The sequence below is a fragment of the Pectobacterium sp. A5351 genome (assembly GCF_028335745.1).
Classification (GTDB): Bacteria; Pseudomonadota; Gammaproteobacteria; order Enterobacterales; family Enterobacteriaceae; genus Pectobacterium.
The window spans coordinates 1,347,626-1,372,758 of record NZ_CP116477.1 but is presented as its reverse complement, the minus strand read 5'-3'; the positions used below and the strand labels follow the sequence as shown (position 1 = coordinate 1,372,758).

At 51.3% G+C, this 25,133-nt stretch carries 26 protein-coding genes and 1 tRNA gene; 10 read left to right on the top strand and 17 right to left on the bottom strand.

Annotated elements, in window-relative coordinates; translation table 11 throughout:
• Positions 1-2: 2 nt before the first annotated feature.
• Positions 3-1,013, top strand: a complete 1,011-nt coding sequence (locus tag O1Q74_RS06455; RefSeq protein ID WP_271878792.1) for a Csu type fimbrial protein — start codon at positions 3-5, stop codon at positions 1,011-1,013.
• Here the strand turns inward: O1Q74_RS06455 and fadJ are convergent.
• From fadJ to O1Q74_RS06440, 3 genes are all read right to left on the bottom strand, one after another.
• Positions 1,006-3,189 carry a fatty acid oxidation complex subunit alpha FadJ gene (fadJ, locus tag O1Q74_RS06450; protein WP_271877240.1) on the bottom strand — a complete coding sequence of 728 codons (2,184 nt, stop codon included), beginning with the start codon at positions 3,187-3,189 and terminating at the stop codon, positions 1,006-1,008. The two genes, O1Q74_RS06455 and fadJ, sit on opposite strands and share 8 nt — an antisense overlap.
• On the bottom strand, positions 3,186-4,499 hold the full coding sequence (fadI, locus tag O1Q74_RS06445; RefSeq protein ID WP_271877238.1) for an acetyl-CoA C-acyltransferase FadI: 1,314 nt from the start codon (positions 4,497-4,499) through the stop codon (positions 3,186-3,188). Before fadI ends, fadJ begins: the two co-directional genes overlap by 4 nt.
• A gap of 271 nt (positions 4,500-4,770) precedes the next feature.
• Positions 4,771-5,067 (bottom strand): YfcZ/YiiS family protein, encoded by a 297-nt coding sequence (locus O1Q74_RS06440; protein ID WP_271877236.1) that lies wholly within the window; start codon positions 5,065-5,067, stop codon positions 4,771-4,773.
• A gap of 389 nt (positions 5,068-5,456) precedes the next feature.
• Here O1Q74_RS06440 and fadL point away from each other — a divergent pair, with 389 nt between their 5' ends.
• Positions 5,457-6,767, top strand: coding sequence for a long-chain fatty acid transporter FadL (fadL, locus tag O1Q74_RS06435; protein ID WP_271877234.1), 1,311 nt, complete (start codon positions 5,457-5,459; stop codon positions 6,765-6,767).
• A gap of 170 nt (positions 6,768-6,937) precedes the next feature.
• Here fadL and mqo read toward each other — a convergent pair whose 3' ends face one another.
• Together mqo and mlaA are read right to left on the bottom strand one after the other, a co-directional pair.
• Positions 6,938-8,521 carry a malate dehydrogenase (quinone) gene (gene mqo, locus O1Q74_RS06430; RefSeq protein ID WP_271877232.1) on the bottom strand — a complete coding sequence of 528 codons (1,584 nt, stop codon included), beginning with the start codon at positions 8,519-8,521 and terminating at the stop codon, positions 6,938-6,940.
• 363 nt (positions 8,522-8,884) lie between these two features.
• A complete protein-coding gene (mlaA, locus tag O1Q74_RS06425; protein ID WP_271877230.1) occupies positions 8,885-9,646 on the bottom strand; it encodes a phospholipid-binding lipoprotein MlaA in 762 nt (253 codons plus the stop codon).
• A 402-nt stretch (positions 9,647-10,048) separates the two neighbouring features.
• On the opposite strand from mlaA, the gene O1Q74_RS06420 reads away from it, so the two are divergent.
• The 4 genes from O1Q74_RS06420 (at position 10,049) to O1Q74_RS06405 (ending at position 12,035) form a co-directional block, all read left to right on the top strand.
• A complete protein-coding gene (locus O1Q74_RS06420; RefSeq protein ID WP_271877228.1) occupies positions 10,049-10,972 on the top strand; it encodes a formate/nitrite transporter family protein in 924 nt (307 codons plus the stop codon).
• 85 nt (positions 10,973-11,057) lie between these two features.
• Positions 11,058-11,132 (top strand) — tRNA-Arg (locus tag O1Q74_RS06415).
• A 163-nt stretch (positions 11,133-11,295) separates the two neighbouring features.
• A complete protein-coding gene (locus O1Q74_RS06410; RefSeq protein WP_271877225.1) occupies positions 11,296-11,763 on the top strand; it encodes a tyrosine-type recombinase/integrase in 468 nt (155 codons plus the stop codon).
• Positions 11,764-11,789: 26 nt separating this feature from the next.
• Positions 11,790-12,035 carry a hypothetical protein gene (locus tag O1Q74_RS06405; RefSeq protein WP_271877222.1) on the top strand — a complete coding sequence of 82 codons (246 nt, stop codon included), beginning with the start codon at positions 11,790-11,792 and terminating at the stop codon, positions 12,033-12,035.
• A gap of 293 nt (positions 12,036-12,328) precedes the next feature.
• Here the strand turns inward: O1Q74_RS06405 and O1Q74_RS06400 are convergent, their stop codons facing one another.
• From O1Q74_RS06400 to O1Q74_RS06390, 3 genes are read right to left on the bottom strand one after another with little or no spacing between them, the layout of a single operon-like run.
• A complete protein-coding gene (locus O1Q74_RS06400; protein ID WP_271877220.1) occupies positions 12,329-12,712 on the bottom strand; it encodes an HVO_A0114 family putative DNA-binding protein in 384 nt (127 codons plus the stop codon).
• Positions 12,709-12,906: a hypothetical protein gene (locus O1Q74_RS06395; protein WP_271877218.1), complete on the bottom strand. Its 198-nt coding sequence runs from the start codon at positions 12,904-12,906 to the stop codon at positions 12,709-12,711. Before O1Q74_RS06395 ends, O1Q74_RS06400 begins: the two co-directional genes overlap by 4 nt.
• Positions 12,907-12,941: 35 nt before the next feature.
• Positions 12,942-13,076 (bottom strand): hypothetical protein, encoded by a 135-nt coding sequence (locus O1Q74_RS06390; protein ID WP_271877216.1) that lies wholly within the window; start codon positions 13,074-13,076, stop codon positions 12,942-12,944.
• A gap of 372 nt (positions 13,077-13,448) precedes the next feature.
• On the opposite strand from O1Q74_RS06390, the gene O1Q74_RS06385 reads away from it, so the two are divergent.
• Together O1Q74_RS06385 and O1Q74_RS06380 are read left to right on the top strand one after the other, a co-directional pair.
• Positions 13,449-13,661 (top strand): helix-turn-helix transcriptional regulator, encoded by a 213-nt coding sequence (locus O1Q74_RS06385; RefSeq protein WP_271878790.1) that lies wholly within the window; start codon positions 13,449-13,451, stop codon positions 13,659-13,661.
• 5 nt (positions 13,662-13,666) lie between these two features.
• Positions 13,667-14,524, top strand: a complete 858-nt coding sequence (locus O1Q74_RS06380) for a hypothetical protein (protein ID WP_271877213.1) — start codon at positions 13,667-13,669, stop codon at positions 14,522-14,524.
• Here O1Q74_RS06380 and O1Q74_RS06375 read toward each other — a convergent pair whose 3' ends face one another.
• From O1Q74_RS06375 to O1Q74_RS06365, 3 genes are all read right to left on the bottom strand, one after another.
• The gene (locus tag O1Q74_RS06375; RefSeq protein ID WP_271877211.1) at positions 14,525-15,316 is read right to left on the bottom strand and encodes an NPP1 family protein; all 792 of its coding nucleotides are present in this window, start codon (positions 15,314-15,316) and stop codon (positions 14,525-14,527) included.
• A gap of 207 nt (positions 15,317-15,523) precedes the next feature.
• Positions 15,524-16,279: a hypothetical protein gene (locus O1Q74_RS06370; protein ID WP_271877209.1), complete on the bottom strand. Its 756-nt coding sequence runs from the start codon at positions 16,277-16,279 to the stop codon at positions 15,524-15,526.
• A gap of 126 nt (positions 16,280-16,405) precedes the next feature.
• Positions 16,406-16,672, bottom strand: coding sequence for a hypothetical protein (locus O1Q74_RS06365; RefSeq protein WP_271877206.1), 267 nt, complete (start codon positions 16,670-16,672; stop codon positions 16,406-16,408).
• A gap of 530 nt (positions 16,673-17,202) precedes the next feature.
• Here O1Q74_RS06365 and O1Q74_RS06360 point away from each other — a divergent pair.
• Positions 17,203-17,742 carry a hypothetical protein gene (locus O1Q74_RS06360; protein ID WP_271877202.1) on the top strand — a complete coding sequence of 180 codons (540 nt, stop codon included), beginning with the start codon at positions 17,203-17,205 and terminating at the stop codon, positions 17,740-17,742.
• A 106-nt stretch (positions 17,743-17,848) separates the two neighbouring features.
• Here the strand turns inward: O1Q74_RS06360 and O1Q74_RS06355 are convergent, their stop codons facing one another.
• The 6 genes from O1Q74_RS06355 to O1Q74_RS06330 form a co-directional block, all read right to left on the bottom strand.
• Positions 17,849-18,379: an alpha/beta hydrolase gene (locus tag O1Q74_RS06355; RefSeq protein WP_271877198.1), complete on the bottom strand. Its 531-nt coding sequence runs from the start codon at positions 18,377-18,379 to the stop codon at positions 17,849-17,851.
• 120 nt (positions 18,380-18,499) lie between these two features.
• Positions 18,500-19,882, bottom strand: a complete 1,383-nt coding sequence (gene dbpA / locus O1Q74_RS06350; protein WP_271877195.1) for an ATP-dependent RNA helicase DbpA — start codon at positions 19,880-19,882, stop codon at positions 18,500-18,502.
• 120 nt (positions 19,883-20,002) lie between these two features.
• Complete coding sequence (locus O1Q74_RS06345; RefSeq protein WP_180777611.1) at positions 20,003-20,737, bottom strand: molybdate ABC transporter substrate-binding protein; 735 nt, start codon at positions 20,735-20,737, stop codon at positions 20,003-20,005.
• Positions 20,734-21,504, bottom strand: coding sequence for an ABC transporter ATP-binding protein (locus tag O1Q74_RS06340; RefSeq protein ID WP_271877190.1), 771 nt, complete (start codon positions 21,502-21,504; stop codon positions 20,734-20,736). The genes O1Q74_RS06345 and O1Q74_RS06340 overlap by 4 nt, the downstream gene beginning before the upstream one ends.
• Before the next feature lies 1 nt (position 21,505).
• On the bottom strand, positions 21,506-22,543 hold the full coding sequence (locus O1Q74_RS06335; RefSeq protein WP_271877188.1) for a FecCD family ABC transporter permease: 1,038 nt from the start codon (positions 22,541-22,543) through the stop codon (positions 21,506-21,508).
• Positions 22,540-23,604 carry an ABC transporter substrate-binding protein gene (locus O1Q74_RS06330; protein WP_271877186.1) on the bottom strand — a complete coding sequence of 355 codons (1,065 nt, stop codon included), beginning with the start codon at positions 23,602-23,604 and terminating at the stop codon, positions 22,540-22,542. The genes O1Q74_RS06335 and O1Q74_RS06330 overlap by 4 nt, the downstream gene beginning before the upstream one ends.
• Before the next feature lie 334 nt (positions 23,605-23,938).
• Between O1Q74_RS06330 and O1Q74_RS06325 the strand changes: the two genes are divergently transcribed.
• A complete protein-coding gene (locus tag O1Q74_RS06325; RefSeq protein ID WP_271877184.1) occupies positions 23,939-24,964 on the top strand; it encodes an LLM class flavin-dependent oxidoreductase in 1,026 nt (341 codons plus the stop codon).
• Positions 24,965-25,133 lie beyond the last annotated feature (169 nt).

Sequence of the window (25,133 nt, the reverse complement as noted above, 5' to 3'; positions counted from 1 at the left end):
TGATGCTGACCACGATACCGACAATCCAGCACGTCTTCCCCGCCAATCGGCGATCCGCCTGCTGGCTACGTCTGGCTTTCTTGCTGGTAGCGCTGTATTACGCGCCTTCTAGCTACGCCGACTGTACCATTCCCCCGAGCTCTACCACGTTGGGGCCATATGCATCTTCCATTGTCGGCGTTAACGGCACACCGCAGGTCGTCCAGTCAGGGAGCGGTTTTCGCTGTACGGGAAGTCTGTTGAGTTTAGTCAGTACCAACACGATTACCGCCACCATACAGGCTGACAGCAACCCCAGCGGTACCACCATGCGAATGCGCAGGGGGACAAGCACCGATTATGTTCCCTACAGCCTGTGTATAGATTCTGGTTGCGGGACGCTCTATAACATCGGTTCGACCTACACATGGTCCCGCACAACACTTTTGGATCTATTCGGTCTCTTCAATTCACCTGATGGCACCATGCCACTCTTTATCCGAACCAGTATAGGCAACAATGTTGCCGCAGGGAGTTACACGGATACGGTCACCATCAAATGGGATTATAGTATTTGTACCCTTGGTCTACTGGGACTGTGTGCGTATGACACAGGAACATTAGTTTCCACCCTCAATATCACCATGAATATCACCAATGATTGCCAGATCACCAGTGCACCGAATATCAGCTTTGGCACAGCGGCGTTTCCCGCCGATTTTGCGGCAGTCAGCAATAGCCTCGGAGTGCGCTGTACGCTGCTGGGCGCGTATACCGTCAAGCTCGTCAGTACGCATCCCGACGATGCCAACTGGCGCAGAATGACGGCAACCGTCAGCGGCACCCCTTACTACCTGCAATATCAGCTCTACCGCACCGGTAATATCGCCTGGACCGAAACAAACGATTACAGCGGAACGGGTACGGGGATTACACAGAGTATCCCGTACACCGCCCGCATTAACGCCAGTCAGGCCAGCAAACCGGAGGGGGCGTATAAAGACACGGTGACGATCAACGTCACGATCAACTAGCGCTACCGTCCACATCGGTTGGCGGATAAAACGTCAGCCGTTCTTCCCGCATCGCGAGCAAACGTTCACAGGGGGCAAACCGATCGCCATACTGCTGTTGCAGCACCAGCAGCGTTTTCACCACCGTTTCCATTCCCAGACGATCCATGTAGTGGAATGGCCCTCCGAGGAAAGGGGGAAAACCAATGCCAAATACCGCGCCGATATCACCGTCGCGGGCACACTGGATTACCCCTTCGTCCAGACAACGCGCGGCCTCATTTAACATCATCATTACACCACGCTGACTGATGAGCGCGGGGTCGATATGGGCTTTCGGCGTCACATCCAGCAGCGGGTAAATCGAGCTATCGACCTCTCTCTCCACGTGCCAGAAACGGCGCGTTTTATTGTATCGATAGAACCCTTTCCCATTCTTACGTCCTTTGCGCCCGTCTTTCAGGATCGCATCAAACGCGGGCGGGGAGGTGAAGCGTTCGCCTAGCTCTTCACGTAATACCGGCACAATTTTGGTCGCAACATCGATGCCCACTTCATCAAGCAGCGCAAGCGGGCCGACGGGGAAACCAAAACGCACCAGCGCATAATCAATCGATTCAATCGGCTCCCCTTCCAACAGGCAGTAAGCCGCTTCGTTGATATAAGGCGCCAATATGCGGTTCACATAAAAACCGGCGCTGTCGCCCACGACGATCGCGGTTTTCCCCTGCTTTCTCGCCAGGGCAACCGTCGTTGCAACCGTCTCTGCACTGGTGTGAGCATGAGGAATCACCTCAACCAGCGGCATTTTGTCCACCGGACTAAAATAGTGCAGGCCAATAACCTGCTGCGGACGACGCGCGCCCTCCGCAATCTGGTGGATTGGCAGCGATGAGGTGTTTGACGCGAATATCGTATGCGGCGCGGCGTGATCTTCAATCTCCGCCACCATTTGCCGCTTCAGCGCCAGATCTTCAAAGACAGCCTCAATGACAATATCCGCATGTTCAAACCCGCGATAGTCCGTACTGCCAGAAATCAACGTCATCAACCGCTGACGCTCCGTCGGCTTCATTCGTTTACTCTGGACGCGCTTGGTCAGCAGTTGCCAGTTGTATTTCAACGCATGGTTGATGCCCTGCTCATTGATATCTTTAATACGCACCGGCAACTGCCCGCGCGTCGCCGTCACACTGGCGATCCCTCCCCCCATCAACCCACCGCCAAGAATGCCGACGTGGTGAATCGGCTTGGTATCAGAAGCCGCACCGGTAGTTTTCTTTAACGCGTTGGAAGCAAAGAACAGGTGGCGCAGCGCGGCAGATTCTGGCGTCATCACCAGCTTGCCGAACGCCCGCGCCTCCTGTCGGTATCCTTCTTCACGGCCCTTTTCCACTCCCCGGCGTACCACCTGAATAATTTTTTCGGTAGCCGGATAGTTGCCGTGTGTTTTCGCACGGGTTTTACGCTTCACCATCTTGAAAAGTACATGGCGAATGCCCGGACTGCTCAGCAGGCGCGACCGCCAGCCTAGCGGCTCCACTTTACGTTTTCCTTTTTTGAGCATCTCGACTGCGGTATCCAGCAGGATATCGTGCGGAACTGCCTCATCGACCAGCCCCTGCCGTAACGCCTGATTCGCGCGGAGATGGCGACCGGTCAGAATGAGATCGAGCGCGCTATCCAGACCAATCAACCGCGGCAAACGCTGCGTTCCGCCTGATCCGGGAAGGAGTCCAAGCTGCACTTCCGGTAACCCCAGCACCGTTTTTTCATCCAGCGAGCAAACGCGATAATCGCAGGCTAATGCCAGTTCCAGCCCGCCGCCCAGACAGGCACCGTGAATCGCGGCCACCACGGGGAACGGTAATGCAGCAATCTGCTCAAAGGTTTCCTGCCCCTGCTTTGCCAGATTTTCAGCCTGTTCAGCGCTGCGGCACTGATTCAACATGGTGATATCCGCACCCGCGATAAACGAATCAGGTTTGGAGGAAATCAGGATCAGCCCCCTGAGCGTCGCATGTTGTCGCGCCTGCTCGAAGACCGAAAGAATCTGCTGCGCAAATTCGCTTTTTAACGTGTTTACCTTCTCACCGGGCACGTCAATGCCGATCACACCGATATTATCCGGCCGAATCGTGAGGGAAAAGGCAGAGGGGCTTTCCGTTATGGCAGAGAAAGGCTGTTGATCGTTCATGGCGCCACCTCCAGTACCATTGCCGCACCCAGCCCGCCCGCCGCGCAGGCGGTGGTTAATCCCAGTCCGCCGCCGCGACGGCGCAGTTCATTCAGCGTTTGGGTAATCATCCTCGCGCCGGTGGCCGCAAAGGGGTGTCCATAGGCAATGGAGCCCCCCAGCACATTGAACTTAGCGCGATCTACCTCACCCAGCGCGGCATTCCTACCCAGTTGATGACGCGCGAACTCATCGCTGGCAAACAGTTTGAGGTTTGCCAGCGTCTGAGCGGCAAAGGCTTCGTGCATATCAATGAGCGTCAAATCAGCCAGCTTCACTCCAGCCCTTGCCAGCGCAAGCGGAGAGGCATAAGCCGGCCCCAGCAACATATCGCGCTGCACGCCGATGGCGCTGAATGCATAGCTGCGCAGGTAGCCTAACGGCGTAAGCCCCAGACTTTTCGCTTTGGATTCACTCATCATTAAAACGGCCGCCGCGCCATCCGTCAGCGGCGTACTGTTGGCCGCCGTGACCGAACCATGCCGGCGGTCAAACGCCGGGCGTAAACGGGAATACTGCTCCAGTGCGGAATCATGGCGCACATTGTTATCTTCGCTCAGCGCCTTCTCATAAGGTGGAACGTAAGCCGTCATCACTTCATCGCGCAGCACGCCGGATTCCCAGGCTTGAGCCGCCAGCTTGTGCGAACGGTGCGCCAACTCATCCTGCTCTTCACGCGTGATGCCGTAGGTTTTTGCCATCTGTTCAGCGGTGTCGCCCATACGCAACCCGGTGGAATACTCCGCCACGGCGGGGGCAACCGGCAGCAGGTCTTTCGGGCGCAGGCCGCTTAACAGCTTTAACTTCTGGCCCAGCGTTCTGGCTTTGTTCATATCCACCAGCGTTCTGGCCAACGCTTTGCTGACACCAATAGGCAGCACAGAAGAGGAATCCGTGCCACCAGCAATACCGACTTCCACCGTACCCGCCATAATACTTTCTGCCACGTTGGCAACCGCCTGAAAACTGGTCGCACAGGCGCGTGACACGCTGTAGGCATCGGTATGCACACTCATTCCCGTGCCAAGCACGATCTCTCTGGCGATATTCGGCGCTTCAGGCATTTGGACAACCTGTCCGAACACCACTAGCTCGATCAACGCAGGATCGATACCGGTGCGAACCAGTAATTCACTGGTGACGAGCTTCCCTAATTCGAGGGCCGGTACGCCATGGTAGGCCGTTGCCTGCCGGGCAAATGGGGTGCGTAATCCGCTCACGAACGCAATGCGATCGCCACGGCGGGTTATCAGAGGTAATACCTCACTCATAAACACTCCTGTTAACCGAAAATACTCCCGTTAACCAAAAATACTTCCGTTAGCCAAAAATAAATTGCGCGCACAACAGGTCAGACCTGATTTCATTGTTAACCAGATGGTTACATTACGCAAAGTCACGCAACACAAAAGTGTGAAGAGCAGCGAGTAGCAGCGAACAAAAGTGAAGAAATAGCAGCAACAGAAGGAATAGAGGCGAGGTAATGCATTAGTGGAAACCGTGACGGGCAGAAGCCACAGAAGGCTCCTGCCGGGACAAAAATTAACGCAGGCCGAGCTGGAAAATCATCGTTTCAGCCTGGCAACTGAACGTAAAATCGATGTCCAGTTTAACGCCACCGTCTACGTCTTCCAGTGTGCTAACGATGTCGCAAGGGTCAGACTCTACCGCACGCGCTTTTGCCGTCAGGGCGGCCAGCGCCGCTTCCGCGTCAGAACGATCGCCGAAAACCTTGCTGTAAGACGCTGTGCAATCTGTGTTATCCATGATTGTGCCAACATCGACACAGCAGCAGGCTGCGGTTTCTTCAGCACTGCATTTGTTGATTACGTTCGCCATGCTACTTTCCTCTTACTCTTAAGACGCGGGAGATTATGATCCAGTTCAAATATTTTCTATCTTCTTTATATTTTACTCCCTCATCCCAAAGCAGTGCCAGCACTTCATGCCAGCCAGTAATTTTAGTGATATCAATCACATTAAGGTGTTATACGGCAGTAAAAACCGAGTAATATCTCTTCACACAAATTAACTAAAACGTTAAGCAGATCTAAATTTTGCATCATTTTGGAAATATTCTTAATACACGAACGCAACATTATCGTATTCCCAACTTATACTTTGGCAACTGGTCTGATTTGTCAGGCTGAGTGCGCCCCCTACAATGCGCGTCCCTTGTTACCCCGTGTAACAACGTTAAATAACAAGCATATAAAGAGGTTTTGGTCATGAACCAGAAAAACCTGTTCAAACAATCCACAATTGCTGTTGCGGTGGCACTGTTTTCAGCAAATGTGTCAGCAGCTGGTTTCCAGCTAAATGAATACTCTTCATCGGGTCTGGGACGTGCATTTTCTGGTGAAGGTGCCGTAGCCGATAATGCGGCCTCCGGTAGCCGTAACCCGGCGACCATGACCATGTTTGACCGCCCGTCCTTCTCTGGTGGTGTTACCTATATCAACCCGGATATCGATGTTCAGGGCAAAAACTCCCTGACGGGGCAGAATACCAGCGCCAAGAATATCGCGCCGCACGCCTGGGTACCGAACCTGCATTTCATCATGCCGCTCAATGAGCAGTGGGCAATTGGTGCCTCTGCGACCACCAACTACGGTCTGGCGACGGAGTTCAATGATAACTATGCCGCGGGCTCTATCGGCGGGCAAACCGATTTGGTGACGTCGAATCTGAACCTGAGCGCCGCCTACCGTCTTAACCAGCATTTCAGCTTCGGGCTGGGTGTCAATGCTGTCTATGCTGATGCCAAGATTGTTCGCCGGGCAGGTGAATTGGCAAATGTACCTACCGCTGCGGGTGGATTACAAGGGGTGGTCGCTGGCCCTTCCTCAGAAGTGGCTCGTCTGGAAGGTAAAGAATGGGGATACGGCTGGAACGCAGGTATTCTGTATGAAGTGGACGAAAATAACCGATTCGGCCTGACCTATCGTTCTAAAGTCGATATCGACTTTAACGGCGATTACAGCAACAACCTCCCAACAGCAGCAACAGCATTGAACGGTACTGGTGGTGCGAAAATTCCTGGCAAGCTAACGCTCAACCTACCAGAGATGTGGGAGGCCTCAGCCTACCATCGCGTAGCACCGAAGTGGGCAGTGCACTACAGTCTGGCCTATACCAGTTGGAGCCAATTCCAGGAACTGAAAGCGACGGGCAGCAACGGCCAGACTCTGTTCCATAAAGATGAAAGCTTCCGTGATGCTTACCGTATCGCACTCGGTACCACCTACTATCATGACGATAACTGGACGTTCCGCGGCGGTATCGCGTTTGATGATAGCCCGGTACCCGCTGACAAACGTTCTATTTCCATCCCGGATCAGGATCGTTTCTGGTTGAGCGCAGGTACCACCTATGCATTTAATAAAGACGCGTCTGTGGACGTTGGCGTGTCCTACATGCACGGTAAACAAGTTGATATCAGCGAACCTATCTCTGATAGAGCAGGTTCGCCAAGCTACACGTTCAGCTCCAAAGGTAAAGCCTGGCTGTACGGCGTAAACTTCAACTATGCGTTCTAAAAACGATGCGTTCTAAATAAGAACAGACGTTCTTATTTCTCTACCGCATAGAATGTGATAAAGCAGGTAAGGCAACTTACCTGCTTTTTTATTGCTTGCATGTACCGATGCGAAAGCACAAAAAAAGGCCGCTTTCGCGGCCTTACATCGTTATTTCTGGCTAATACCGATTACTCAGATTTAACCTCAATATAGTCCAGGCCCAGCGTGCTGCTGGTGTAACTGCGGATTTTATTGGTCATTTCAATATTACCGTTCAGCTTCTGACCATAGGATGGAACGATCTCTTTCAGTTTGCCCTGCCATTCTGGCGTCGCCACTTTATCTTTAAACACTTTTTCCAGCAGGCTCAGCATAATCGGCGCGGCGGTAGACGCGCCCGGAGAAGCGCCCAGCAGTGCCGCAATCGAACCATCCTGAGAGCTGACGATTTCCGTACCCAGCTTCAGTACGCCGCCTTTCTCATCATCTTTCTTGATAATCTGCACGCGCTGGCCAGCAATCGCCAGTCTCCAGTCTTCTTTCTTCGCGTTAGGGAAGTATTCTTGCAGCGAGGCAAAACGATCATCGTCATCCATCATGACCTGACCGACCAGATACTTCACCAGATCGAAGTTATCCAGACCGACGTGCGTCATCGGCATAATGTTGGAGAAGGTCACGGAACCAACCAGATCCCACAGCGAACCGTTTTTCAGGAACTTGCTGGAGAAGGTAGCAAACGGCCCGAACAGTAGTACTGGCTTACCATCAAAAATACGCGTATCCAGATGAGGAACGGACATCGGCGGTGCACCCACGGAAGCTTTACCATAAACTTTTGCCATGTGGCGCTTCACGATTTCCGGGTTTTCTGTCACCAGGAACTCGCCACCAACCGGGAAGCCACCGTACAGATCGGCCTCAGGAATACCGGATTTCTGCAGCAGCGACAGTGCTGCCCCACCCGCACCGATAAAGACGAACTTCGCCTTAATCACGCTCTCTTTCTCGCCGTTCTTCAGATCGGCGTAAGTCACGCTCCAGGTGTTGTCCGCATTACGCTTGATATCACGCACTTCTGAATTCAGGTGCAGCGCAAAGTTGGACTTGGTTTTCATCGCACCAACCAACTGGCGGGTGATTTCACCGTAGTTCACGTCAGTACCGATAGGCATGCGGGTCGCCGCAATCTTCTGAGCCGGATCGCGACCTTCCATCACCAGCGGCGCCCACGTTTTGATCGTATCGGGATCGTCAGAGAACTCCATGCCACGGTACAGCGTGCTATGTTGCATCGCATCATAGCGGTGTTTCAGGAAAGCGGTGTTCTCATCCCCCCAGACAAAGGCAATGTGCGGCACGCTATTGATGAAAGAGTGCGGATTATTCAGCACGCCATTTTTCACCTGATAGGACCAGAACTGGCGTGAGACTTCAAAAGACTCGGTAATTTCCAGCGCTTTACTGATATTGATTGGGCCATCGGGATTATCCGGCGTGTAATTGAGTTCCATAAAGGCCGAGTGACCCGTACCGGCATTATTCCAACCGTTAGAACTCTCTTCCGCCACGTTGTCCATACGCTCAACCATATCGATAGACCAATCGGGTTGCAGTTCCTGTAAATACACGCCCAGCGTAGAGCTCATAATGCCCCCGCCGATCAGTACCACATCCGTTGTCTTCTCTGTCGTTTTAGCTTCTTCAGCCATCACCAGTGGGGCGTTAATCACCACGCTCAGGCAGAAGAACATAGCAAGTAGTTTTTTCATGCTTATATCTCTATTTTTATCAGTGCAGGTAAATAGAATTCCAGGCATTCATTAACACACGACCGCACCACCATCAGTCAAAGGCATCATTTTTATGACCTTTTTGTTAATCACCTTGCTAACAAAAAAATCAGCATGCTGACACATTTCAGCCGTGACGGGCATCAGTAGCGGTTAACGACGTTGCATTATTGTTATCTGACGAAAGGAAATAAATTTTAGTAAGTAAATAAATGGACAACAAAGTAATAACTTTTGAGAAACAAACCACAGGAGCAGTAGGGTAACAATAAGTTTAGCCATGTTTTATAAAAGCAACAGGCACCCGAAGGTGCCTGTGAAAGGGGGCGATACGATGCAACACTATTTCGCTGAATCGATCTCGTCGAGCGAGTCTTCAATCGCTGCCGCATTCGGGTTCTTCTGCGGGGTGATTTGCCCATCACTGGCAAGGAAATCATGCCGCTGGAAGTAGGCTTCACGCATCATCAGGTAAGGATCGGAAGAGTTACGCAGCAGACCGTCGGAATCTAACAATTGCGCTCGCCTTTCTATTCCTTCGATAGCCCATTTGCCCGCAGACATCCAGAGCGTCAGATAGCTCAGCATCGGATACAGCGTATCCACTACACCACCGCCGTCTTCACGGGGTGTCACGCTACCATAGCCGGGCACCACGACATAAGGCCCGTACCCCACGCCATAATTACCCAATGTGCTACCAAAGCGGCGAGACTCTTCTTTCGCCAGTTTCGGATTCGCCATTGACGCAACGTCAATCAGACCGCCCATCCCAAGTAAGGTATTCAGGAAGAACCGGTTAAAGTGAATCATCGCTTTATACGGTTTACCTTCAACAAAGTAGTTCACCATCGTTGCTGGCTCTTCCAGGTTGCTGAAGAAGTTTCCCAATCCGTTACGCGCAGGCGTCGGCACATAATCGCGCCAGGCAACAGCCGCAGGACGCACCAGATAAGGATCCAGAACGTCATAGTTAAAGCTGAACATGGTACGGTTAAAGCCTTCAAGCGGATCGGAACGACCTTCTTGATCGCGATCCCCGGAACTGGCGCAGCCGATCAGTAACACGCTGGCAAACACCACCCCACTCAGGCGGTAATTCATATCTGTTCTCCCTGATTTATAGTGTGCTATACCCGCGACCGAAAATGGGTATTCCCAGTATCAGCCCCAGCCTATCAGGCTGAGCGACAAGGACGGGATATCGGCCAACAGTGTAACATTTTATGGCTCCATCGCTACGTTGGCTTACGTATTACTGCATTTTCAGAGGTTTGCCATTTTTCTTATCGGGGCAACTCGCGGCATCGGTACGACACGCGTTCCAGCGTGGACGACAGCACGGTATTTCATCGCTCCCTTCACAGCATAGCACTCCCAGCCTAAATCAGTGAGCCACCCTGCCCATCCAATAATGTAAAAACTGACTACGCTTATCATCAGAGTTGTCGGTGTTCGCACCTCAACGTCAGTACCGTTAACCGCCCACTCGTCGAGAGAATCGCGATGAATCCATCTTCAGAATCCAGGCAAATCCGGCAAGAGAAAGACGTTGCGGTAGAGAGTGAGGAAAGCACGCAAGGAAAAGCGATCGATGTGGATGAAGATCATTTGCCTTCTCCTGCCGCCGCGATCCATGAAGAGATCCGTCAGGAGGGACAAAAAGAACTGGAACGCGATGCGATGGCGCTATTGTGGTCGGCAATTGCCGCAGGGATTTCCATGGGTACCTCATTCATGGCAGTCGGCATGCTCCACAACCCGTTGGTTGATGTACCCGGCGGCTTTCTACTGGAGTGTTTCGGTTACACCATCGGCTTTGTGATTGTCATTATGGCACGCCAGCAACTGTTTACCGAAAATACCGTCACGGCGGTGCTTCCCATCATGCATAAACCCACACGCAGCAATCTCTATCTGCTCGGTCGATTATGGTTCGTCGTGCTGACTGGTAATCTGATCGGTACAGCTTTGGCCGCCCTCGCCTTCACCTACATGCCCGTTTTTGATGGCGAAACGCGAGAGGCATTAGTTGATATCGCCATGAAGGTCATGAAAAACTCGCCAACAGAGATGTTCGCCAATGCCGTCGTCTCCGGCTGGATTATTGCTACTATGGTCTGGATGCTGCCGCGTGCCTACTCCGCCAAACTGTGGATTATTATCATCATGACCTGGATGATTGCTTTCAGTAACCTCACCCACATCGTCGCTGGTGCCTCAGAGATTTTCTACCTTGTGTTCATTGGCCAAATATCTTGGCAGGCGTTCATTTGGCCGTTTGCCTTGCCCACGCTGGTGGGGAATATCATCGGCGGCACCTTTATTTTCGCACTCATCAGCCATGCGAAAATTCGTAGCGACATGAGCCATCCATACCGCACAAAAACCCCAAAAAGGCATAAAAACGAGGAAAAAGAATGCCCGTAAGCACGCCGATTGCCGACACTTTGAGCAAACGCGCCGTTAAGTGCTTATTCTCAGAGTGAAAATGCGTATAATAGCTTGGCTTCACGTCTCCATAGTTAAATGGATATAACGAGCCCCTCCTAAGGGCTAGTTGCAGGTTCGATTCCTGCTGGGGACACCATTCGCAAGTTCGCACACCTCCGCCGAAGCCCACAAAATCCCTGTAAAAACAACAATCACACAAAATCATCGTTCGTCATCGTTCGCTAAAGTTCGTTGACTGCCTCAAACTTTTGCGGGCATATTGTGGGCACAGTTAAAAATGCCCGCTAGATTATGCCCACATGCTGACCGTCAAACAGATAGAAATCGCCAAGCCCAAGGATTCGGGCTACCGCCTTGCAGACTCAGGGGGATTATTCCTGTTTGTTACTCCTGCCGGAAAGAAGGTCTGGCGGTTGCGCTACCGGTTCGACGGGAAAGAAAAAACGCTGGTCATAGGTGAATATCCCGACATGTCTCTAACAGAGGCAAGAGCAAAAACAGCAGACGCAAAGATACTGGTAAAGTCTGGCTCTGATCCGGCAGAGGCAAAACAGCAGCGCAAGAAGAAAGAAAATCACAGCGACCAATTCGGCGTTATCTTCAAAGAATGGTATGCCCACAAGCGGCAAGTGTGGTCAGAGGGATACGCACTGGAACTGGGCCGCATGTTCGATGATGACATTCTGCCGATCATTGGGCATCTGCGCATGAAGGCGAATACAAGGCAGCGACGTGTCACCCGTTTGATTATGCCCTTTCCAGCCTGAATCGCGGTCATTATGACCATGACCCGTTGAATAGGCTGCGAGTGCTCCATGCGCTGGCAAAGGCTGAAGCGAAAGGCTATTTCCAGCCTAATGATCAGCAAAATTTAGAAATGTGGCGCTGGCTGGTGGCTTACGAGTTCATAAGGGAACAGCGGCGGATCAACGGTGTGCACAGTGCCACAGACAACGGCAGCATTACCCGTATTGATGGGCGACAGTTTAATGTATACGTGATCCACTACATGCCAGAGGAAGACACTACGCAGGAATAACCCCTACGTGCGAGAAAATGTGTTAGTTCAGTCAGTTCAGTTGGTTCAATTTATTAATTTCATTGTTTTATAAGGAAAATTTTTTCTATTTTGAACCCACACTGAACCAACAAAAATCACCGCTGAACCAACGCAATAAGGGCTATGTTGGTTCACATAAACCCAGTGCTGGCGCGGCTTAGCAGCCCGTGAACCAACTGAACCAACCGAACTGACACCTTTCTGCTGATCTATAGGGAAATTTGGCGGGAATAAAAAGACAGGGAGCAACAGCCCAGCAAGCTGGGCTACGTTCAGGCGGCTTTCGGTGAAAACTTCTCAATAAACTCCTGTTTCACCTGAATATCAAAATCAGTGAACATGGCTATCGGCTTAACGCTTCTGCCCACTTTTTCCAGCCTTACAAAACCATGCGAATTCAGTGTCTTGAGCGTCACGGATAAATTGCTTTTCTGACGACCAGACATTTCCGCCAGTTCGGTGAGGGTTTCGGGTTTTTGTTCATCCATAAGTCGCAGCAAAGCGATATTCTCATTATTGAGTACCTGCGCCAGCGCGTTCATGGAAGTAAACCAGACTTTCGGCTCCCCTTCTTCCGGCTTGTACTGACCTTTGACGATGGCAAGCATTCTTGCGCGGATCACGGCTTCAGGCATAACGCCAATCAGAGCTTTCATCGTATTAACCTCTTTTTTTCACGTTCTGCGATAACTTCATCTATTCGGGTAAAGAAATCTTCAAGTAACTGCGCGACAGACACAAACTCATACGGATAACCTTTATCCACAGGCGTTCGGTGTACATGGTCATAGACCAGACGACCCGAAAATTTCCCTTTCTTGGGCGGCTTAATGGCGTGTGCGTTATCCATTCCGAATACCCGTGTATTGTGCTTGTCATGCAACGTCAGCGCATACCGTGCGGGATGAAAGCCGTCGCTTTAACTTCCCAGGCATCCACTTTCCACCAGTATCCATCTTCTCGGTATACCGTCTCGCCATGCAATGACAGCAGGTAATCTAAAGCACTATCACGTTCCATATGTCACCCTACTATTGTTATGACCCAATCATAACAATAAGTATCCGCATGTCAAATCCAGCCAGACAATAATCCACATCCTTCTTGCCCCATTCATCAATACGCGCTAAATTCGCGAAAGATACCGGAGTATGCCTTAAAAGCTGCTCCGGTATTTTTTTGCCCAAAATCTGCCATAACCTCCAAGCCTGCATGGTTCGCCCAGCAGGCTTTTTTAATGGATAAATACGATGGAACCCAACGAATTAAACGATATGCGCCGCTATCTGGTTGATCACTTCAATCAACGGAACACGCTGGCATGAGCGAGAAAATATTACGTGAAAAGCGGTATGTGAAAAAGTCTCCCTTGATCGCGGCACATTGCGCGTGATGTGGGAAAACGACCAATTCCCTGCACCGTTCAGCATAACCGGAGGCCGTGCTATTGGCTGGCGTGAAGCTGATGTCGACGAATGGATCGTCAAACAGTCTAGAGCGAAACGCCGCGCGGCGGTGATCGCCCGTAGAGCCATGGAAAAGCCAGAACCGATCCTGCCAGAAGCAGTGAGCATGTTGGCACAACCTCTTTTTGAGCAGGAGTAAATACGATGTCATACGGCTTAATTGATATTACGGCACAAACGCGCCAGCAAGGGTTACAAGGTATGCAGAAGGCGGCAGGGCTGGAGCAGCAGCGGGAGGCCGCTAATGAACAGCTTAAATCTCAGCAGAAAAACGCCGACAGAAACTATGACATGGCGGTTAACACCCAGAACTGGCAAAAGCCTACCGATGAACGCGATTACAATAACCTGCTTCAACAGCAAGGTATCGAGCAGGAAAACAAAGTTCAGGATCGCGCACTGGACAAACGCCGCGTCGATATTTCAGCGGGAACCCTAGCCGTTTCCCAAGCGGGTGAAAAGCGGCAGCAGCGCCAGCAGCAACTACAGGAAATGACCACACGCTACGGGAATCCGGCTGAGGGCATCACGCTATCCGCCCGCGCCAACGATAAAGACACCGCAACCCGTTTATGGTCACAGCTTCCCCCTGATGCACAGCAGTTTTACACCGCGCTAAATCCTGATTTTCTGACCAATCCCAATGCCGCACAAAGCGCCTTATACCTCAAATCACGCGCACCCGCGCTGATGTCAGGGCAAATCAACCCAGATGACCCGAAAGTGATTGCCGCCACCAATAGCATTCTTCAGCCTGAATTAGCGATACGACCTGATGAACTGGCCGATGATGGCAAGCCAATGAAAGCGCGGGAGCTGACTCACATCATGCCCGATCCGCGCGGTGGCGATAATTTTTACTTTGGCGTGACCGTGACACGGGAAGATGGTTCCACCTATCAGGCTCCGATCACACGTAACCGCTCTACCGGCCCCAACGATCCACCGTTGCCGCTGCTGGAGCACAGAGAGGCATGCTTAACCATACCTCTTCGATCGTGATTATTTCGACGCCGCTATACTGGCATCTGTAAATTCCGGGTAACCGGCTGGTCGGCCATTATTCAAGTTATTCAGAAAATTATTGTCTTTAAGCGGAATAGAGGCTGAATCGTAGTCAAACGAGTTTAATCGGTTACGCAACTCTTGATTATTAATGCCATCACCATACATTGAATACCAGCTTATAATATCTGGTGTAACAAATTTATTGTATGGATTTTCCGCCTCTTCATTCGTTTTAGAAAAACGGAAGGCATGGGTTAATATGCCGTCTTTGTGATAAACAAATTTTAGATGACCATCCTGCTTATCTATACTCGACGCATCTTTGGTCGTTAATTTACCATGTGCACTGTAGCTACCATGTGTCACGACGCCATTCTTAGTCCAGATTGCAACATGTTCCCAATCATGACGATGGCCCGAATTTATTCCACTTAATATCTGGTCTTTCAAAAAATAGAGTGCATAGAAGCTACCGCAATAGCGAGAACCACCGGAATTAACACAGGCGTATCGGTGCAATGTATTTGATGAGTCGAGAAAGTTACTCCATCGGCACCCTCCCGTTATATTTCCTGATGGCTTCAATCCGCCATTCTGCAAACCGTTACGGCTTATGCCAGCACTTGGAAGACAGCCATCCGTATCAAAGTCAAATACCGGCGCAATCGCTCGCGCATCAATTCCTGATGGCAAAGCCTGATTCAGTTTAGGGAAATTATCTGCATGTGAAGAAAAAGTCGCGAACAATATTGAGCCTGCCAGAATCGTTTTTTTTCCTGAAAGCATATTAACTCCTTTATAAAAATAGTCCTTTTAAAAAAATGCAGCCATAGTCATGGACCATGGTTAAAGTGTAGGAAACAACACTTGTAACAAGAAAAAAAAGAAAAGGAAAATCATTTATTTCCAACAATAAAAACACATATATTTAGCCTGCAAAATAATTCAGATATTTATAGATAACATCAGGAAAGCCCCTACCGATTAGAGCTTTTATTCTCCGACCACGTTATAACGCTGCGTTGCCGTATCGAAACGATATTCCAGCAGAATATCGCCTCCGCCGTGGGAATAACAATTCAGCATAATGCTGCGATTATCTCCACCATTTTCAATATTCATATAAACCGGGGTCATGAAAAAGCCAAACTGACATTGCTGAAAATCAGGCTCAAGAAGCTGATCGACATTGCCATTCTTCTTGTTAATCGCCTTAATTCCCTCAACAACCATCCCCGTATCGCTGTTTTGATACACACCAACGAAGCTGTGAGTCGCCGTTTGCCCCCAGAAAGGAATATCGACTTGCCCTTCGATCTTGGCAGGCTGCGTGCTATCGTCAAAGGATGCCACACGGCGTAAGCTAACATCATAGCGCGCTTTCCCGTTCGACCACACGCCGCGGAGATCCTCCCCCGTTTCCGTCAATGCAAACGGGCAATGTGTTATGTCGGTGTCAGACTTAACACCCTGAACGATATACTTATCATAATCCTGCGGGGTATGGATTTCGCAAAGCTGAAGCGACGTTCCCGAGATGCGCCCATACAAAGGGATCGGCGCTCTGTATTTATCGTAAAAATAACTGCCCAGAAGGTTCTTCTCTTGGTCGATACTGTATTTCTGCAATGAGAAATGTACCGGATAAGGCCCGATTTGGCCCTCGTAGTTACTCACGACATACCAGCCGGCATGTGCGGTTGCCGTCCACAGTCCACAGGCTATTAAGGTTGATACCGCTAATTTCATCATATTCACCTTGTCTACCCGTCATCCTTCAAGCTGCTCGTGCGTGGGTTTATCTACAACTCGCATTGTGTTGGTTATCTGTAAATCATGAAGCAAAACCGTTCAAAAACGGCTTAGTTTATCAGGCTAATCATGGTGGCAGCAGGAGCAAATTTCCACCTCAGACACCGTCATCGCTGTTGTTCCCTCGCAATCCCATTCAATACGCAAGGGGAGCGATTCTGGCCCTGAGTGGTGCAAATATTTATTAACCGGACTTTCCGTCATACCGGTAATCACCTCGGTAGCGATGAGTTCATCACCAACAAAAACGCGGGCTGTCGCTTGTGACGCTTCACGCGTTTCACCAGATTGCCTATACAGATAGTTAACCGTTAGTTTAATGCTAGACATAAGGCTCCTTAAGACAGGAAAAAGACGAGGAAAACAGTGTATAGCGTTCCCCCGCGCTTGTAGAGCACATACGTTTCAAACGATATCACTGCATCATGCTAATACCATGATAATTTGCTATTTTTCAAAAATAGAGACATTTGGTCACATAAGATCGCACGATTGGTAATCAAAAGGTTAAATCTTATACCTTTTGGATATTAATGAAGCAGAAAAAACAGCCGATACCTTTTGCGATAGGTTTTTTTTAATGCAATTGCATTTTGCATAAATAGTGCTTGGCATAAATACTGTTTTACATTAACCGTGTTCTGAATGAACCACTTCGTTAACGTCATAGTGTTGAATAACAGGAAATTATACTCAGCAGATTGATGCCTCTTCTTTTCCAGGGAAGACGATTTCCCTGCAAGTGTTGATAGCCTGATATTTCAGCGATTGCGGTATTCGTACGTGGTTTTAACACACTAAAGTAACTCACTGGTAAAAGCCATTACCAGCATTAAATAGATATAAGAAGGAGTTATACTGTGGTGATCCCAGATATTCAAATAGTGAATGCAACAACCCCAGCGACCATGCCTCCTATTGGTGCTGCAGCCAACCCAACGGTCGTTGCAGCTATCAGCGCGGGAAATAAAACTGACACATCAACAAACTCCGACTCTCAAAATATGCAAGGCTCGAACGAGAGCACCAAAGTCACACTGTCTTCTCAAAAGAAACGGGCGTCTGAGGAGAATGATACCCTCCAGCCTGAACAGATCAAAACACAGCAGAAAGCCGCCACCGAATACTCTCTGGCAATGACAGGCATTCCTTTGTACAACGGCAAACTCATTTCCGTAGTTAAATACCCGGATGGCAACTCCGAAATGTTTGATGCTTTTACAGGAGAACGTATTACACAAGAAGATCTGGCACTCATGGGGGCACTTCATAGTTCCGGTGGGGAACAAGTATTACATTTTGAGAGCAAAACATCCTATAGCAATTTATCTGCGGCCGAAGTTTATCAGCAGATTCAGGAAATGTTGCACGGTTCGGGCAACATGGAAGAAGTGTCTTAATAAGAGATAAATGCCAAGACAAATAAACTCGTTGCCTTGGCATTAAAGAAAAATATAACGTTACCATTAATAATGGAACACGGCTACTCGATAGAAAATTGGCCTATTAACGACTAGCAATGAGTTTCTCTGAAAACTCAGCTAATCTTGTCAGGCCGTACTCCCATGAGCCAAACCCCGCATCTGCATTAATATGCCCCACCTCACCGACATCAATCAGTTCACTATCCCACGCATGCGCCCAGTATTGGGCGCGAATAAAACTCATCAATGGATCGTTATGGCTGGCAACGGTCAGTGCCGGAACCGGCAGCGGCGTAGCATGAATACGCTCGTCAATCTCAAAGCGCATGGGTTCGGCAGGCGCAACCAGCATCACACCAGCAATCCCTTCCTGACCTTGTTGCACCACATGACAGGAAGCCAGTGCGCCAAAGCTATGGCCGATCAGAATCACGAGCTGTGTACAGACGCTAAGCTCACGGCGGATCGCCAACACCCAACGATCCAGATCAGCCTGATACCATTCCCGCTGGCGTATACGGTGCCAGTGAGGAAAACGCCGTTCCCAATGGCTTTGCCAATGCTCGTCATCGCTGTCTCGCAGTCCCAGCACCAGCACCAGCACCAGCACCATTGTTAGCTGCTGGCTCGCTTCCGTCAGCCGCCGATCGATTTCTGTTGTCTGTACGCACTTAACACCCCGGTCTGTTACCCAGCGACGTCATCTTACACTGCCTGGTATATCAACCACTGGTTACTTTAACAATCTGGCCTTACAGCTTTTTCCTTTGATTTTACCTTTCTGGAACTGCTGAAACGCGCGTTTAGCACTGGCTTTACGGATAGCGACATACGCATGCAGCGGAAACATATCAATCTTCCCGACTTCTGCTGCCGTTAATCCCGCATCGCCGGTTAATGCGCCGAGGATATCGCCGGGACGGATTTTCGCTTTTCTGCCCCCATCAATACACAGCGTCATCATCTCAGGTTCCAGCGTAACCTCACCACTGCGATCAAGGCTATCCGCCGATGCCCATTTAATGCGCATACCGAGATAGTCTTCAATCAGATTAGCGCGGTTCATTTCCTGTGGCGTACACAGGCTGACGGCCAGCCCCTGCATACCCGCACGACCCGTTCTGCCAATGCGATGAACGTGGACTTCAGGATCGAAAGCCAGCTCAAAATTCACGACCAGTTCCAACTCTTTGATGTCGAGACCGCGGGCCGCCACATCGGTTGCCACCAGCACACGGCAACTGCGGTTAGCAAAGCGCACCAGAACCTGATCGCGATCGCGCTGTTCCAGATCGCCATGCAGCGCCAATACGCTAATCCCCCGCATATCCAGCGCGTCAAACACGCTTTGGCAGTCGCGCTTGGTGTTACAGAACACCACACAGGACGAAGGCTGATGATGACCCAGAATCGCAATCAACAGCGGCAGGCGCTGCTCTTTCGTCGTCTCATAGAAACGTTGTTCGATGGCCGACTCTTCCACATCATCAGCAACCTCAAAACGCTGCGGCTGACGCTGAACGCGCGCGCTGATCTGTTCGATCTCTTCCGGGTACGTGGCGGAAAATAACAGGGTTTGACGATCGGACGGCGTATAAGAAATCACATCATCAATCGCGTCAGTGAAACCCATGTCCAGCATGCGATCTGCTTCATCCAGCACCAGCACTTTCAGGCTATCCAGAGACAGTGACTGTTTGCGTAAATGGTCCTGAATACGTCCTGGTGTCCCGACAACAATATGTGGTGCGTGAACCAGCGAGTCGAGCTGCTGACCCATCGGCTGACCGCCGCATAGCGTAAGAATCTTAATGTTTTGCGCAAAACGAGCTAGACGACGCAGCGCTTTGCTGACCTGATCGGCCAGTTCACGCGTCGGGCACAGCACCAGCGCCTGCGTGGTAAAGTCGCTCACGACAATACGATCCAACAGCCCGATGCCGAATGCCGCCGTTTTGCCGCTACCGGTCTTCGCCTTGGCACGCACGTCTGCACCGCTCAGAACGGCTGGCAGCGTCGCCGCCTGAACAGGCGTCATTTCGGTATAGCCCAGTTCATTAAGATTGGATAACTGCTCTGCTGGCAGCGCGAGGGAAGAAAAAGAGGTTGTACTCACAGTGATTACTCTACCAAGGACGAGATAACGAAAGGTGACGCCGAGCCAAAGAGCGACGCAAATATGCCGCAATCATAGCAGAGTTCGTCATCGTTGACCGATTTACCTCTCGCTCCACGGCTAAAACAGTGAGGCGAATCCTTTGTTCACCAGAAAACTCTGCCCTTCAGGCGATAAAAGGTAGTTCGCCAGCAGCCGCGCCTCACGCCGAGCCGGTTTCATGATAGCCAACATGTATTCGGCATCGATACGATACGGATCGGGCAAATGAACCACATGCAGATCAGGTTGATTAAGCAGTAACGGCAGATAGCTGGCATAGCTAATATGCATATCGCTCTGCCCGCTCCGAATCAGGTAACTTGCGGCCGTCATGCCCGCCGGGATCGCCTGATCGAGCCCCCCGCCCACCAGCGGTTTCGCCTTGTCACGCAATTGATTCCCCCAGCCCCGATGTAAACGTTCGATGCGATCAAAGAGCTGGAACGCATAGTCCCCGCCGGGATCGCTGCCGGGCGTGGAAGTTGACAGCACAAAACGTGGGTCAAGGAGCGCCATCAGCCAGGATTGCGCGGTGAGCTCCGGCACGTTACGCATCACAATACAAAGATGGTTGCGCGTAAACACAGTGGTTTCCTCCGCCAGCCCCAGCGCTTTCAAGCGTAAAGGATGCGCGCAGTTTGCCGATGCGAAAATATCTACCGCGTCGCCATGTATTATTTTTTCACTCAGCAGTCCCGCTGGGCCAAAAGTCGGCGCGACATCCACCGCATAGCGTTCGCCGAACGTCGCCAACAAAGGCGTCAAGGCAAGGCGCAGGCTACCAGCCGCATATAAGCGAAGGGGATCGGTCATGGTAGCTCCGTCATCGTCAATATCGGTATCAGCGCACGATAAGGCTGCGGTGACATCTCCACGCAGACCTGCCACATAGGAATGCCGTACAAGCGCGATAGCGTTTCCTCCGTCACAACCTCATCACAGCGACCATAAAGGTAATGCTGATGATCCATCAGCAGCAGCGCCTGCTCCGCAATGGCCAGCGCGTGGGAGGGATCGTGTGTAGTCAGCAGGATGCTCAGGTGCTGCGTTTTAGCCAGATGCTTCAATAACCGCAGCACCTGCGCCTGATTTTGCACATCAAGCGCTGCCGTCGGTTCGTCCAGAATCAGCATTTGACACTCCGAGGCTAATGCACGCGCGATAAGCACGAGCTGCCGCTGTCCGCCGGACAACGCGCTAAACTCACATTCAGCAAGGGACGCGATCCCCAGCATGGTCAGCGCATTCCGGGCAACGGTGATGTCATGCGCGGAAGGCATGGCAAACAGCCGCACATGCGCCGCACGCCCCATCAGCACCATATCCAGAACACTGTAGGAAAACGGCGGTGTAAATATCTGCGGCACAAAGCCAATGTGCCCCTTGCGCTGGATCGTCCCGGAAAGCGGGGATAAGTGCCCCATCAGCGTATTCAGCAGCGTCGTTTTTCCTCTGCCGTTCGCGCCCAGAATCGCCGTAATCTCCCCTTCCCGACAGCACAAATTCAGCGGTGCAAAAAAGCCCTGCCCCTGGCGGTAGCCATACACCAGCCTTTCTGTCGATAACCTGATAGCAGGCATGCTAGCGTCCCCTCTCCTGCCGCTGCGTTTTATATAACAGCACGGCAAAAAGTGGCGCGCCAAGTAGCGCCGTCAGAATGCCTAACGGAATCTCGGCTTCACTGAGCGTGCGCGCCAGATCGTCCACCAGCACCATAAAGCCGCCGCCCAGCCACAATGACACCGGCAGCAGGCGACGATGATCGGCCCCCACCAACCGACGTGCGACATGGGGAATGACCAGCCCAATCCAGCCGATACTGCCGCTGACCGCCACCTGAGCGGCGACTATCGCGGCACACAAACTCAAAATCAACCAGCGCAAGGGCTGCACGACAACGCCCAATGCTTGCGCATCCTGTTCACCCATCGACAATACGTTGATGTGCCAACGCAGTCGCAGCAATAGTCCGCCCGCGAGACCTAGCGGCACCGCCGTTGCGACCAGCGAGTTCCAGTGTGCGGTGGCAAAACTGCCCAGCAGCCAGAAAACGATGCTTGGCAGCTTCTCTTCGGTATCCGCCAGATATTGCATCAGGCTGACCAGCGCGCCGAAAAAGCCGCTGAGGATGACACCGGCCAGAATCAGGATCAGCACGTTCTGCTTACCGAATGCGGCGGCCATCATGAAAATCAGCAAGAGCGCCAGCATGCCGAACGTAAATGCAGACAGCAGCAAAAACAGCGGCGTCCAGCTTAATAAAATCGCTAACGTGCCGCCGAAGGCCGCGCCAGCAGACACGCCGATAATATGCGGATCGACCAGCGGGTTACGGAAAACGCCTTGCAGCGTGGCCCCGCTCAGCGCCAGCGCCGCGCCCGCACACCAGGCTAATAGCACGCGAGGTAGGCGTACACTCCACACCACTTGCCGTTCGATATCCCCAAGCAGTGGTTTTTTTCCGAACAACAGATCGTTGCCAGACAGCGGTTCGACAAGAATCTGGACGATGCGCCACGGGGATAAGCTAAAACGCCCTATCCCCAGTGAACACACGGCAATCAACAGCGTGGACATCACCACCGTCAGCAGCGTGATCCGGTAGGTACGATAACTCATTGCGCTGCGGAGGCTTCCTCATGGTAGTCCATACGATAGAAGCGTTGGTAATACTCATCGGCGGCTTTTTGCATATCGATATCGGCAAAACGTTCAGGGTACAGCTTTTTCGCCATCCACAGTTCGCCAATCGCCAATGCTTCTGGCATCGGGTAACCCCAGGCTTTGGCGTATTCTGGCATCAGATACACACGATGCTGTTTCACCGCATCAATTGCCTGCCAGGCTGGATCGTTGACGATCTGCTTCACGACATCCGGGTAGCGGTCCTGTACGAAAATCACCTGCGGATTCCAGCTCAGTACATTTTCAATCGACACCTGTTTGAAGCCTTTTATCGATGCGGCCGCGACATTCAGCGCTCCCGCATGCGACATCATCAGGCCGGTATATTTCCCGGAACCGTAGGTTGTCAGGTCTGGGTTAGCCATATACACGCGGATTCGCTTCTCTTCTGGAATAGACGCTAAACGCGCGCTCACGTTTTGCCGCTGCGTAAACGTATAGTCAATCAGCGCCTCCGCCTGTTTCTGGCGCTCAACCACATCACCAATCAGCCGAATCCCTGCTTTGAGCCCTTCGTTATACGCCGTGTTTTCGTCGCTCATCGTAGGATTGATTTTGTCGGCTTCTCCCGGTTGATCCTGACGCAGCGAAATCGCCACGACAGGAATTCCCGTCCGCTCAATCTGCGCAATCATTTCCGGCGGTGCATAGTTAGCGACAAAAACCACTTGCGGCGACAGTTTCAACAGGCTTTCAATATTCACCTGAGTGAGATCGCCCGGCACCGGCAAATCCGCCAGACGCGGAGCCAGCCGCAAATAATGCTCACCCAGTTGTTTCTTCCAACTGGAAAGCACACCAACCACACTCTCTTGCGCATCCAGCTGTACCAGCAGGTTTAAGGTTTGATGCTGCAACACCACCACGCGATTAACATGATCAGGGATCGTCACATTACGCCCGAGCTGATCGGTCACCTGACGCGCCGCCCATGCGTTGGAAAACACCAAAAACAGCCCGGTAAACCACAGCGTGTAGCCAAATTTCTTTATCATGTTGGTATCCTGATTTTCGTTATGCATTAAATAATATAACGACAACGAAAAAGAAAATACTGATCTCGCTCATAATAATATTTAGATACCAATTTTGGGGTAGATAAGCCTGAGTGCGTTTTTCCTAAATAACAGGTGTGCTCTTTACGTGAACGCAGCCAGACATCCCAACCAAAAAGATTATTTATTCTGCTAACGTTTGGTCAGATAAACTGAATTATTACGTTAAAAAAATGATATTTATTCTCACTATTAATCGCGTAGAGTGATCCCATCATTGAATTTGTATACTCTTGCTGTGCAGAGCGAGCCTGAATATAAGGATAAATACCCTATGAAGAAGATCGGCTTTTTATCATTCGGCCACTGGGCACCCTCACAGCAGTCTGGCACGCGTTCCGCGGCTGATGCCTTACTGCAATCTATCGACCTCACTGTCGCCGCTGAGGAACTGGGCGCTGACGGGGCTTATTTCAGGGTGCACCACTTTGCTCGCCAGTTAGGTTCACCCTTTCCACTGCTGTCTGCGATTGGCGCGAAAACCAAAAGCATAGAGATTGGCACTGGCGTCATCGACATGCGCTACGAAAACCCGCTCTACATGGCTGAAAACGCCAGCGCCGCCGATCTGATCTCTGGCGGACGCTTACAGCTCGGCATCAGCCGTGGTTCGCCTGAGCAGGTGATCGATGGCTGGCGCTACTTTGGCTACCAGCCTACAGAAGGGGAATCAGAAGCGGGCATGGCACGGCGTCACACCGAAGTCCTGCTGGATGTACTGCGTGGCGAAGGGTTTGCAAAACCGAACCCGCAGCCAATGTTTCCGAATCCACCGGGTCTTTTGCGTCTGGAACCTTATTCTGATGGATTACGCGAACGCATCTGGTGGGGGGCAGGCTCGAATGCCACGGCAGTCTGGGCAGCGAAACTGGGCATGAACCTGCAAAGCTCAACGCTAAAAGACGATGAAACAGGCGAACCTTTTCATATCCAACAGGCACAGCAAATTCGCGCCTATCGGGCCGCCTGGACTGAAGCGGGGCATACACGTACGCCACGCGTTTCCGTCAGCCGCAGTATTTTTGCCCTGATGGATCATCGCGATCGCGCCTACTTTGGCGGTAGCAGTAACGATAGCGACAAAGTGGGTTTTCTGGATGAAAAAACGCGTGCGATCTTCGGGCGCAGCTATGCCGCCGAACCGGAAGCACTCATCCAGCAGTTAAAACAGGATGAAGCGATTGCCGAAGCGGATACGCTCTTGCTCACGGTGCCGAACCAACTGGGCGTGGATTACAATGCGCATGTTATTGAAGCGATCCTGAAACATATAGCCCCCGCAATGGGATGGAGAGAATAGGTCTGCTGTCTGACGCACTAAGGCCTGCTCAACAGGCGTCAAAAACCGAAGATAACAGCATCAGGAATCGGGGGAATTGAGGGCTATTTTCACGCCTATTCCCCCGTTTTTTCAGACGCTGAAAGGGCTCAACGCTTTTTAATGCTATTTTGAAAATATAGTTTCTGGA